Annotated in this window: 12 protein-coding genes; 6 read left to right on the top strand and 6 right to left on the bottom strand. The window is 64.7% G+C overall.

Features of this window, described 5'->3' with window-relative positions:
• The 5 genes from AC1DX0_RS22090 to AC1DX0_RS22070 form a co-directional block, all read right to left on the bottom strand.
• A partial coding sequence (locus AC1DX0_RS22090) for an ABC transporter ATP-binding protein (RefSeq protein WP_477356858.1) occupies positions 1–919 on the bottom strand: 919 nt, incomplete at its 3' end.
• 24 nt (positions 920–943) lie between these two features.
• The gene (locus AC1DX0_RS22085) at positions 944–2,701 is read right to left on the bottom strand and encodes an ABC transporter permease (protein ID WP_477356856.1); all 1,758 of its coding nucleotides are present in this window, start codon (positions 2,699–2,701) and stop codon (positions 944–946) included.
• A 144-nt stretch (positions 2,702–2,845) separates the two neighbouring features.
• Positions 2,846–3,085, bottom strand: coding sequence for a hypothetical protein (locus tag AC1DX0_RS22080; protein ID WP_477221959.1), 240 nt, complete (start codon positions 3,083–3,085; stop codon positions 2,846–2,848).
• Between the two features lie 364 nt (positions 3,086–3,449).
• On the bottom strand, positions 3,450–4,061 hold the full coding sequence (locus tag AC1DX0_RS22075; protein ID WP_477221960.1) for a response regulator transcription factor: 612 nt from the start codon (positions 4,059–4,061) through the stop codon (positions 3,450–3,452).
• A gap of 5 nt (positions 4,062–4,066) precedes the next feature.
• Positions 4,067–5,131 carry a sensor histidine kinase gene (locus tag AC1DX0_RS22070; protein WP_477221961.1) on the bottom strand — a complete coding sequence of 355 codons (1,065 nt, stop codon included), beginning with the start codon at positions 5,129–5,131 and terminating at the stop codon, positions 4,067–4,069.
• Between the two features lie 192 nt (positions 5,132–5,323).
• Here AC1DX0_RS22070 and AC1DX0_RS22065 point away from each other — a divergent pair, with 192 nt between their 5' ends.
• Complete coding sequence (locus AC1DX0_RS22065; RefSeq protein WP_477221962.1) at positions 5,324–6,079, top strand: bestrophin-like domain; 756 nt, start codon at positions 5,324–5,326, stop codon at positions 6,077–6,079.
• Between the two features lie 55 nt (positions 6,080–6,134).
• Positions 6,135–6,449, top strand: a complete 315-nt coding sequence (locus AC1DX0_RS22060; protein WP_095087016.1) for a ferritin family protein — start codon at positions 6,135–6,137, stop codon at positions 6,447–6,449.
• 21 nt (positions 6,450–6,470) lie between these two features.
• On the opposite strand, the gene AC1DX0_RS22055 is transcribed toward AC1DX0_RS22060, so the two are convergent.
• Entirely contained in the window at positions 6,471–7,496 is a 1,026-nt protein-coding gene (locus AC1DX0_RS22055) for a LacI family DNA-binding transcriptional regulator (protein ID WP_477221963.1), read from the bottom strand.
• A gap of 195 nt (positions 7,497–7,691) precedes the next feature.
• Between AC1DX0_RS22055 and AC1DX0_RS22050 the strand changes: the two genes are divergently transcribed.
• The 4 genes from AC1DX0_RS22050 (at position 7,692) to AC1DX0_RS22035 (ending at position 11,639) form a co-directional block, all read left to right on the top strand.
• Positions 7,692–8,726 carry a Gfo/Idh/MocA family protein gene (locus AC1DX0_RS22050; protein ID WP_477221964.1) on the top strand — a complete coding sequence of 345 codons (1,035 nt, stop codon included), beginning with the start codon at positions 7,692–7,694 and terminating at the stop codon, positions 8,724–8,726.
• Complete coding sequence (locus tag AC1DX0_RS22045) at positions 8,726–9,631, top strand: sugar phosphate isomerase/epimerase family protein (protein ID WP_477221965.1); 906 nt, start codon at positions 8,726–8,728, stop codon at positions 9,629–9,631. Before AC1DX0_RS22050 ends, AC1DX0_RS22045 begins: the two co-directional genes overlap by 1 nt.
• 114 nt (positions 9,632–9,745) lie before the next feature.
• A complete protein-coding gene (locus AC1DX0_RS22040) occupies positions 9,746–10,753 on the top strand; it encodes a substrate-binding domain-containing protein (protein ID WP_477356854.1) in 1,008 nt (335 codons plus the stop codon).
• A gap of 88 nt (positions 10,754–10,841) precedes the next feature.
• Positions 10,842–11,639, top strand: coding sequence for an ATP-binding cassette domain-containing protein (locus AC1DX0_RS22035; RefSeq protein ID WP_477221967.1), 798 nt, complete (start codon positions 10,842–10,844; stop codon positions 11,637–11,639).
• Positions 11,640–11,800: the final 161 nt, after the last annotated feature.

Below are 11,800 nucleotides of genomic sequence, written 5' to 3'. Positions count from 1 at the left end.
CGGCATGCCCGTTGTAAGGCGGGGCGGCGACGGCCTCGATCAGGCCGGCGAGCAGGTTGGTCGAAACGCGCGGCAGCACCATGGCGATGCCCGAACCCGGGAAGACGCCGTCGCGGGCAGGGGTGCCCGGCTCCTTCCTGGCGGTCATGCGGGCGTAGATATCCTCGACCAGCGCCCGGAAGGCCGGGTCCAGCCGGTTGCGCGGCTGCGGCAGATCGATCCTGAGTTCGGCGACGACGCGGCCCGGATTGGACGAAAAGATCAGCACGCGGTCGCACATCAGCACCGCTTCCTCGATGTTGTGCGTCACCATCAGGATCGACTCTATCGGCATGCGGCCTTCCGACCAGAGGTCGAGCAGGTCGGTGCGCAGCGTCTCGGCCGTCAATACGTCGAGCGCCGAGAACGGCTCGTCCATCAGCAGCACTTTGGGATGCACCACCAGGGCGCGGGCGAGCCCAACGCGCTGCCGCATGCCGCCGGACAGCTCCTTGGGATAGGCGTTCTCGAAGCCGTCGAGGCCGATCAGGTCGATGGCCGACAGTGCGCGCTTGCGGCGCTCCGCCGGCAAGACGCCCTGTGCTTCGAGTCCGAGCTCGACATTCTGCAGCACGGTCAGCCAGGGAAACAGCGCAAAGCTCTGGAAGACCATGGCGATGCCGTCCGGCGTGCCGGAGACGGCCTTGCCTTCGAAGGCGATGGCGCCTTCGCTCGGCCGGATCAGGCCAGCGATGGAGCGCAGCAAGGTGGACTTGCCGGATCCGGAGCGGCCGAGCAGGCCGACGATCTCGCCAGAGACGAGCGTCAGGCCGACCTGGTCGAGGACGACGAGCTTGCCAGCACTTCCCTTGTCATAGGTCTGGCAGACGCCATGGACTTCGACGAGCGGAAGGGTGTTGGTGATGACAGCTTGGTTCATGATCAGTCTCCTGAAAGGACGGGGTCAGTCGAGCCGCATGCGGCGTTCGGCAAAGACGTAGAGCGGGCGCCAGAGGGTGCGGTTGAAGAGGGTGACGAAGAGCGACATCACGGCGATGCCGAGAATGACGCGCGGGAAATCGCCAGCTTCGGTCGCCTTGGCGATGTAGGAGCCGAGGCCGAAGGCCTCGAGCCTGGTGTTGCCCCAGCTTGCCAGTTCAGCGACGATCGAGGCGTTCCACGAACCGCCGGAGGCGGTCAGCGCGCCGGTGATGTAGTAGGGGAAAATCCCCGGCAGCATGACGTTCTTCCACCACGACCAGGACCGTATCTTGAAGACCTTGGCTGCCTCCTTGAGATCGGAAGGGAAGGCGCTGGCGCCGGCGATGACATTGAACAGGATGTACCATTGCGTGCCGAGCACCATCAGCGGCGACAGCCAGATGCTGGGGCTGGCGCCGGTGGCAACGATGGCGATCACCGCGAACGGAAACAGCACGTTGGCGGGGAAGGCGGCAAGGAACTGCGCCAGCGGCTGAACCCGTTCGGCGACCGCCGGCCGCAGTCCGATCCAGACGCCGATCGGCACCCAGATCACGCTGGCGACCGCGATCAGCACGATCACGCGCAGCAAGGTGAGAAGGCCGCCCTCGAAGGCTTCGACGACATCGTTCAAGCCAAGGGTCTGCCTGAGATAGAGCACCGTCTCGACGACGCCCCAGAGCACCACAAGCAGCACCAGGCCCAGCCAGACGATGTCGAGCGACCGCGATAGCCGGCGCGATGCGGCGGTGGACGCTGCCGGCATGGCCCGCTTGCCCAGGCGAAGCAGCATGGCGCGCTGCCACAGCCAGGCGATCGGCAACCCCACGGTCTGCAGCAGCCGGGCCCGGCGCAGCATGTCGTAGACCCAGGAGCGGGGCTTTTCCTGGCCGGCGGTCTGCTCGAAACGGAACTTGTCGGCCCAGGCAACGATGGGCCGGAACAGCAGCTGGTCGTAGAGCAGGATGAGCACGCCCATCGCCAGCACGGCCCAGGCGACGGCCCTGAAATCCTGACGATCGATGGCCAGAGCCAGCCAGGAGCCGATGCCGGGCAGCTGCACGGTGGTGTTGCCGACGGTGATGGCCTCGGAGGCGACGACGAAGAACCAGCCGCCGGACATCGACATCATGGTGTTCCAGACCAGGCCGGGTGCCGCGAACGGCGCCTCGAGCCGCCAGAACCTTTGCCAGGCCGAGAGACCGAAGCCACGGCTGACCTCGTCGAGATCACCCGGCACCGTGCGCAGCGACTGGTAGAACGAGAACGCCATGTTCCAGGCCTGGCTGGTGAAGATGGCGAAGATCGCGGCACACTCGGCGCCGAGCTGGCTGCCGGGAAACAGGCCCATGAAGAAGGTCACGGTGAAGGTCAGGAAACCAAGCACCGGCACCGACTGCAGGATGTCGAGCGCGGGAATGATCACCATTTCGGCGCGCCGGCTCTTAGCGGCCAGCGTCGCCACCGTGAAGGTGAAGATCAGCGACACGATGATGGCCGCGAACATGCGCAGCGTGGTGCGCAGCGCGTATTCCGGCAAATTGGCGAGATCGAGCGTGACCGGCGAGGTGGTGAGCAGCGTCGTCGGCGCGCGCATGCCGGCGGCGCCATGCGCCRGAAGCACCAGCAAGGTGACCAGCATGGCGAAGGCGATGGTGTCGTAGATGTTGGGCGCGATGCGTGCGCGGGCGAGGGCCGCGGCCTGGCCGAGGGAATTGCGGTTGTGGGGCAGGAAGATCATGGCGAGCCTCGTGATGGGCCAATTGCAGTTTGGCTTGAGAGAGGGTGATTGCGGGCATGCGGAAGGCTGCGACCGGGAGGCGGTCGCGCCGGGCGCCAGGGCTCGGCCGTCAGTGCGGAGATTTGGGCCGGGTCGAAGAGGGGCTCAGGCAGCGCGCCGTGGCAGGGCYGTTCGACGACTGACGCCCTCTTCGGAAACGGGTTTTTGCTCCTGCTTCCAGCGGCATTCCAGGCGGCCACTCACTGGGCCGCGTCGCCAGACGCAGACGAGCCGGGTCGGCGGCATGGTGAAGCCGGCTTTGCCCGCCAGGCCGCGCGTTGTTGCAACGGACGGTCGTGCGGTTGAAGCGGAGCGCGTGCGGAAGGGGATGATGTTGGTGTTCATGGCTCACCTCTTGCGGTCCGGCGGGACAGCAAGGCGAGCCGAAGGCGGGTTATGCCCTGCCGAGGCCCGACCGGCGCCACATGCCGGAAACCAAATCTGTTGACGGGGCCAGTGTCCGGACCGTGCCTGGGGCTTGATCCGGACAGCGACTGGGATAGCTGTCCATAACCTGTTCGATCTCGAGTTGATGCTTCGGTCATCCGAAGCCAAGCCGCCTTACGCCCGCTGCTCGCGAGGTGTCAACGCGGGCACCGGAATCTTAAGTATATGGCCTGATACCAAGGCATAAGGAGGCCGGCCACGCGGCAAGGGATTCACCGGCAATGCATTGAAAAATATAGATTTATTCTCTGCCTTGAAGCGGTCAGATTCCGAGCTTTCCGGCCATTTTTATCAGCTCAGCCAACGACCCGGCCTGCATCTTGCGCATGGCTCGGGCGCGCCGGACCTTGACGGTTATCTCGCTGACGCCGAGGTCGCCGGCGATCTGCTTGTTGAGCCGTCCTTGCACCACCAGTGCCACGACACTGCGTTCGCCTTCGCTCAGCGTTGCCAGTCGTTCGTGCAGGATGGCGAGTTCGGCCGATTGCGTCCGCCGCTGCCGGTCCTTGTCGAGGGCAGCCGCGATGGCATCGAGCAGGTCCTGTTCGCGGAACGGTTTTGGCAGGAAATCGACGGCGCCTGTCTTCATCGCTTGCACCGACATGGCGATGTCGCCATGGCCGGTCATGATGATCACCGGCAGCGGGGCATCAGAATGAGCGAGCTCCTTGTGGAAATCCATGCCGCTCTTGCCGGGCAGGCGCACGTCGAGCACCAGGCAAGAGGGGATGTCAGGCCTCGGTGCGCCAAGGAATTCGGCAACCGAACCGAAGCAACGCACCTCAAGCCCGACCGAGCGCAGCAGGCTGTCGAGCGCTTCGCGCATGGCGGGATCGTCGTCGATGACGAAAACGATCTGTTCTGGCTCGTTCATTGGCTTCACCGGTCTGATCCGCGCGACCCTGTCCTGCCGGCCGGCAGCGAGAAGCGGAAGGCGGCGCCGTGCGGCACTGCCGGCTCCGCCCAGATGCGTCCGCCATGGCTCTCGACGATCGAGCGGCTGATGGCAAGCCCCATGCCCATACCGTCCGGCTTGGTGGTGTAGAAGGCATCGAAAAGCTGGTCCAGTTGCACGCCGTCCAGGCCACGGCCGGAATCGCGGACGGCAATCACGACTTCACCCGGTTTGCCGAGGCTGGTCTGCACCGTTACGTCATGCACGCTCTCATCCTTCACCGCCTCCAGGGCATTGAGGATCAGGTTGAGAATGACCTGCTGGATCTGCACCGGGTCGACCTGGATCTGGGGAAGGCCGTTGGCCAGTTCGGTCCGCAAGGCGGCGTGGTTCCGGCTGGCCTCGTTCTGGACCAGGGGCAACGTTTCCACGACCGTCTTGTTGACGTCGATCCAGACCGCCTTGCCGGCGGCTTTCCTGGTCAGGCCGCGCAGCCGCTTGATCAGCTCGCTTGCGCGTTCGGCATCCCTGACGATGCGCTCGGCCGCCTTGCCGGCCTCATCGCGATTGCCGCCCGCCAGCCAGCGCCGGGCGGCGTTGCCGTTCAGCACGATCGCCGCCAGCGGCTGGTTGAGCTCATGGGCGATCGAGGCCGTCAATTCGCCCAGCATCGTCACCCGCGTAATGTGGGCGAGCTGCGCCTGCGCCTCGCGGGCGGACGCCTCGGCGGCGGCGGTGCGCAGCGCCAGATAGGCGGTGACGGCGATCGCCACCAGGCTGATGGCACAGTTGATCAATCCGGCAGGCATCGAGCCGGCCCGCGTCAGGAAAAAACTCAGCACGGTGAGCGTCATGCAGGCCGCCGCCACCATGGCCACGCCGCGACGGTCGATATAGCGGACCGCGATCAGGACAACTGCGACATAGAAGACCGCTACCGCGATCTCCAGATTGGTGATCGTATCGGCAAGGAAGATCGCCGCCGCCAGCAGCACAAGCAGGGCCGGCAGCAGTGGCCGGCGCCCGAGGAGCGGCCCAAGGAGCGGCAAGGATGATCTTCCAGAAATGCCGGCCTCCTTGCTGCTCAAGCTGCCATGACGGACAGCAGGACATTACCGCGCCGCCTTTCGGCCCGGCAAGGAGCTGCCATATCGCATTGCAGCAGCGAGTACGCCCGTACTTTCGCTGTAGGCACGCTGCCTTGCCATTGGCAATTGGCGCGTCCCGTGCAGAGATGAGCGATGCTCGAAGCTTTCATCGCAATGGTGATCTTCCTGTGCCTGGCGGCGTCGGCGTTCGCCAGCATGGCGATCTGGCCGAGATTGCCGGCCAGACATCGTGATGACGACACGAACAATGTGGTGCGGCTCGCCGCCAATCTGTTCGGGGTCATGACCTCGCTGATGCTCGGCCTGATGATCAATTCGGCCAAGAACACCTTCGAATCGATCGATCACAATGTGCACGCCTATGCGACGGAACTGATCCTGCTCGACAGGACATTGCGCCTGTATGGCCCGGAAACCGACGCGGTGCGCCAGCCGCTGGTCGCCTATGTCCAGCGGGTGGTTACCACCTCGTCACAAAACAGCGAAACGACTATCGCCGCCAACCAGCTGTCCGAACATCTGCTGACGGAGATCGGCTCACGGCTGAATGCGCTGACGCCGCCCGACGCTGTACGTGGTTCCCTCCTGCAGGATGGACGCCAACGCCTGCAGAAAGTGTTGGAACTGCGCTGGACCCTGGTCGAGCAGTCGGAGGGCGCTATCCCCTGGCCGCTGATCGCGATGCTGGTGACATGGCTGGCGCTGATCTTTGCCAGTTTCGGGTTCAGGGCACCGAAGAATGCGATCACTGCCGCAACCTTCATGGTGTCGGCCGTATTGATCGCCGGGGCGATCTACCTGATCCTCGACATGGATGTGCCGTTCTCCGGCCCGATCCAGATTTCGCCAGCGCCGCTGGAGCGGGCATTGGCGGAATTGCAGCGATGATGCGGAACCGGCGGCATTCCCAGGCATTCATGGGAATGAACCACCGGAGGACGACATGGGTTTCGACCAATATCACGAACCGCCTGAAGAACTGTCGCAGAAGGTGCGGACCTTTGCCCGCATGATCACCTCGCTGATCGAGGAGGCGGAAGCCATCGGCTGGTACGAACAGCGCATCTCGGTGGAAAAGGACCCGCAAGCGCGCGCGATCATGAAGAACGCGCAGGGCGAGGAGTTCAAGCATTTCGGCATGGACCTGGAATTTCTGCTGCGCCAGAAGAAGGACTGGCGTGCGGAATTGAAGGAAATCCTGTTCACGACGGGCGACATCGTCAAGGCCGGCGAGCGGGGCGAGAAGAAGGTGGATTGAGCGCCTTAGCCGGCTCTCTCATCAATCGCTGTCGCGCGCGATCAGTTCCAGCGGCCAGACTTCGCGGATGATGCGCGGGCCTTCGGGGCCGGCGAAGGCCGGTAGCAAGGCCAGCAGCATTTCGGCCAGCCGCCGGCCCATCGGCTCCAGCGCCGGGCGGAAAGCGGTCAGCGCCGGGGAGAAATAGCGGCAGAGCGGCGTGTCGACGATGACGATCACTGCAATATCATGGCCGGGCCGGATGCCCATCTCGGCCAGCGCCTTGCAGCCGCCGAGCGCCATGGCGTCGTTGTTGAAGATGATGGCGGTGGGCCGATCCTTGGAGAGCATTACGTCCGCCGTCACCTGATAGCCGCCGGCCTCGTTGATGAAGCCGTCGGCGATCAGGCCGGGGTCGACTTCAATGCCGTGCCGCTCCAGCGCCTTGCGATAGCCGTCCAGGAACAGGTAGCCGAAGTTGAGATCATGCGAAGGGCGGATGGCAGCGATGCGGCGATGGCCGCGCGCGACCAGCCGGTCGACGGCTTCATCACCCGCCCTCTCGAAATCGATATCGAGCGAAGGATAGGTGTCGCCGCCGGATTGACTTCGGCCAAGCGTTGCAAAAGGAAAGCCGGCCTTGCTGAGATAATCGATCCGATCGTCTTCCCGCCGTGTGTTGGCCAACACAACCGCGTCGGCTCGGCGCGTCTCAACCACACGGCGCAGCCTCTCCTGCTGATATTGGCCGGGCTCACCCATGACGACCATCAGATCCAGGTCATAGTCGGCGAGCCGCGCCTGCAGACCGGTCAGGAACGGGATGAAGAACGGTTCGCCATATTGCTGGTCGCCGGGATGCGGCTGCAGCATGAAGGCGATCGAACGCGTGGCGCCCTGGCGCAGGCTGCGGCCGGATTGGTTCGGCGAATAGTTGAGCTTTTTGGCGGCGTCGAGCACGCGCTGGCGGGTGTCGGCATTGACGTCTGCGCGGCCATTCAGCGCCCGCGACACGGTGCCGATCGAAATGTTCAGGTGACGCGCAAGGTCGTGGATGCTGGACGCCAAGGATAGTTCTCCCCCGACCCTTGGCTAGCACCGGCTGCCGCTCAGGCCAAGGCTTCGGGATGATTTTCGCAGGCAGCCGATTGACATTCTACGCTATCGGGTGTGTTCTCGTAAACGTTTACGGAAAAACGTTTACGGTGATGCCGTGAATGCCGTGACATTCGGTCTGGAGGGACCGGACGGGAGGAATGCCGGATGATGAATGTCGTCCTCGTCGGCTGCGGAGCGATGAGCAGGCAGTGGCTTGATGCCGCGAGGCAGATCGACGGGCTTGCCATTGTCGGCCTTGTCGACCTCGACACCGAGCGGGCGAAGGCGAGGGCGGCCGAATACAACCTCACCAGTGCCGTCATCGGCACCAGCCTCGACGCCGTGCTCGACCAGACCAGGCCCGACGCGGTGTTCGATGTCGTGGTTCCCGCCGCCCGCCGCGAGGTGGCGCTCTCCGCCTTTGCCCACAATTGCCATCTCCTGACCGAGAAGCCGCTGGCCGACAGTCCTGAGAATGCCCGTGCCATCATCGAGGCAGCCCGCCAGGCTAGGCGTATCCATGCCGTCGTGCAGAACCGCCGCTATGTCGCCAATGTCAGGCGCATCCGGCGGTTTCTCGACTCCGGTGCCATTGGCGCGGCGACCTCGATCCATGCCGACTTCTTCGTCGCGCCGCATTTCGGCGGCTTTCGCGAGGAGATGGCGCATGTGCTGCTGCTCGACATGGCGATCCACACTTTTGACGCCGCCCGCTACATGGTCGGTGGTGAGCCGGCCGGCGTCTATTGCCAGGAATGGGAGCCGGCCAATTCCTGGTACCGGCAGGGTTCATCGGCCAGCGCCGTCTTCGATCTCGGCGGCGGCAAGACATTCACCTATGCCGGCTCCTGGTGCGCCGACGGTTTTCGCACCAGCTGGGAAGGCAGCTGGCGCATCGTCGCCGAGCGCGGCAGCCTCATTTGGGACGGCCATGACGGCCTGAAGGCAGAAGTGGTGGCGCCGGGCCGCGATGGCCTGATCGACAAGACTCAAGCGATCGACGTGCCGCCGCTCGATCCCGCCGATCGCATCGGTGGCCATCTCGGCATCATCCGGGATTTCATGCACGCCATCGAGACCGGCACCGAGCCGGAGACGCGCGGCGCCGACAACATCAAGAGCCTGGCCATGGTTTTCGGTGCCATCGAGAGCGCCGAGACCGGACGCCGCGTGGCGATCACTGCACAGGAAGAAAAATGATGCCAAACCCGCTTCTCGACATCAGGATCGGCACCATGGTGCGGGCCAATCTCGACGACCCGGCCGCATACATCAAACAAATCCTGCCGCTCGGCTTCGAGAGCATCCAGCCCTTCTTCTGGCAGACGCTGGGTGGCAAGGACCTGCCACGGCTGGCCGGCCAGATCCGCGAGGCGATCGGCGATGCCGATGTCATCGTGTCTTCCCTAGGCGTGTTCGGCAATCCGCTGGAGGGTGGCGAGGTCGATCGCGGCGTGCTTGCGGCTTGGGAAGCGGCCATCGACAATGCGCATCTGTTCGGCACTTCGATGGTCAGCGGCTTCACCGGGCGCCTGCGCGGCAAGACGCTGACCGACAGCCTGCCGCGCTTCCGCGAAGTGTGGGGCCCGCTGGCCAAGCGCGCCGCCGACAAGGGCGTGCGCATCGCCTTCGAGAACTGCGCCATGGACGGCAACTGGGCCACCGGCGACTGGAACATCGCCCACAATCCGGACGCCTGGGAGCTGATGTTCAATGAATTGCCCGACGACAATCTGGGTCTCGAATGGGAGCCCTGCCATCAGCTCGTCTATCTGATCGACCCGATGCCGCAGATCCGCAAATGGGCGCCGCGCATCTTTCATGTCCATGGCAAGGACGCCACCGTGCGCTGGGATGTCATCCGCGAACACGGCGTGTTCGGCCGGCTGCCCTTCGTGCAGATGCGCACGCCGGGTTTCGGCGACAGCGACTGGACGCGGGTGATCAGCGAATTGCGGTTGGCTGGATACAAGGGCGCCATCGACATCGAGGGTTGGCACGACCCGGTCTATCGCGGTGACCTCGAAATCACGGGGCAGGTGCGGGGGCTGGAGTATCTCAAGCAATGCCGGGGAGGTGCCAGCTACCTGCCAAATCCGACGTGAGGCCAAATTTGATGTGAGAAGCGGCTAGCGGGAGGAGCCGGCCGTCAAGTGCTACTGCCGAAGCAATCGTCAAAAGCCCCTCGGCTGACGAGGGAACAATGGGAGGACAAGTGCATGAGCATCGCGATCAGAACGACACTTCTGCGCWCGACCGTCGTGGCCGCCGCCACTGCGCTCTGCGCCGCCATCTCGACCTTGCCGGCACAGGCGCTCGACGCGCAGTGGTGCAAGGATGTCCACATCAGGTTCTTCGTCGGCGGCGCCGAGGGCGACGCTTTCGGCACCATCGTCTATAATGGCGCCAAGCAGGCGGCGGCCGATCTCGGGCCGAAGGTCGACTACATCTTCTCCGGCTGGGACGTCGAAAAGATGGTGCAGCAATTGCGCGAGGCGGTCGCCGTCAAGCCCGGCGGTATCGCCATGATGGGCCATCCCGGCGACGACGCGATCATGCCGCTGGCCGAGCAGGCGCATAAGGACGGCATCAAGATGATGTACCAGAACGTGCCGGTGCCGAAGGTGACGGCGGCGTTCGGCGGCGGCTATGTCGGCGCGCAGCAGGAGCAGCACGGCCGCGCGCTCGGCGCCGAGGCGTTCAAACTGGCCGGGCTGAAATCCGGCGACAAGGCGATCATGATCGGCCCGTTCGACAATGAGAGCCGGGGCGCGCGCGAGCGCGGGACGGTGGCCGCATTGAAAGAGGCCGGCGTCGATGTCGTACAAATCAATTCTGTACCCGAGTGGGCAGCCGATCCGAATCTGGCCATCCCGGTGATCACCGCGGCACTGCTCAACAATCCCACCGTCAAGGCGGTCGGCTATCCCGGCGGGCAGATGCTCGGCAATGTGCCGACCTACATGCAGGCCGCGGGGAGGAAGCCCGGCGATGTCTTCAACTTCGGCTTCGACACCAGCCCGCAGATCGTCGAGGGCTTCAAGGGCGGCTGGGTGCAGTTGACGGCCGACCAGCAGCCATTCCTGCAGGGCTATCTGCCGATCCTCAGCCTCTGCCAGCAAGTGGTGCTGGGTCTCGCGCCGCTGAATGTCGACACAGGCGCGGGCTTCGTCACACCGCAGAATTATGAGATCGTCTCAGAGCTCGCCAAGCAGGCGCTGCGCTGACCTCCCAAGGCTGCCGGCCGGGTCGAGCCCGGCCGGCAGGACCGCCGGCGAAGATGTCCGGCAAGCGACAATGACAAGCGAGGATCCGATGGCCGAACGCATCATCGAACTGCGCGATATCAAGAAATCCTATGGTCAGGTCTATGCGCTGGGCGGCGTCAATCTCAGCGTCGACCGCGGCGAAGTGGTCGGCCTGATCGGCGACAATGGCGCCGGCAAGTCGACGCTGATCAAGATCCTGTCCGGCGTCGTCAGGCCGACCAGCGGCGAGATCCTCGTGCGCGACAAGCCGGTGACCGGCTGGAGCGCGGCGCGGTCGCGCGACGCCGGCATCGAGACGGTGTTCCAGGACCGGGCGCTCGCCGTGCAGCAGACCATCGTGCGCAACATCTTCATGGGCCGTGAGCTGACCGGCTTCATGGGCTGGCTGAAGGTCAACAAGGAGATCGAGGAGGCGAGCCGGCTGATGCGCGAGATCGGCTTCACCTCAAAGGTGTTCACGCCGCATTCGATCGTCGGCCAGCTCTCCGGCGGCGAGCGCCAGGGCGTGGCGATCGCGCGCGCCATCTACAAGCAGGCCGAGCTGATCATCCTCGACGAGCCGACGACGGCACTGTCGCTGACCGAGACCGCCAAGGTCTTCCATTTCGTGCGCCAGGTGCGGGCGGGCGGACGCTCGATCCTGTTCATCGGCCACAACATCCATCACGTCTTCGATATCGCCGACCGCTTCGTGGTGCTCGACCGTGGCAAGGTGGCGCTGACTGCCGACCGGAGCCAGGTCAAGTCGGCGGAGGAGCTGATCAATTTCATGGAAGACGTCGCGCACCCCGGCGGATTGCCTGGGTTGCACGAGGCCGGCGAAGCGGAGCAGCGAGCGCAATGAGCAAGACCATGGAACCCGATCTCCAAAGCCCTCTCGGCGCGCATGGCGGATCCGCCCGCAAAGAGTGGAAACACCCATCCGACCATTGGCTGCGCGGCTTCGTCCTCGACAACCGCGCCTCGCTCGGCACGCTCGCCGTGTTCATCGTCATGATGGCGGTG

The sequence above is a fragment of the Mesorhizobium sp. P3_A9 genome, from assembly GCF_056402975.1.
Note: the sequence above shows the minus strand (reverse complement) of the source record. Positions and strands in the feature narration are given on the sequence as shown.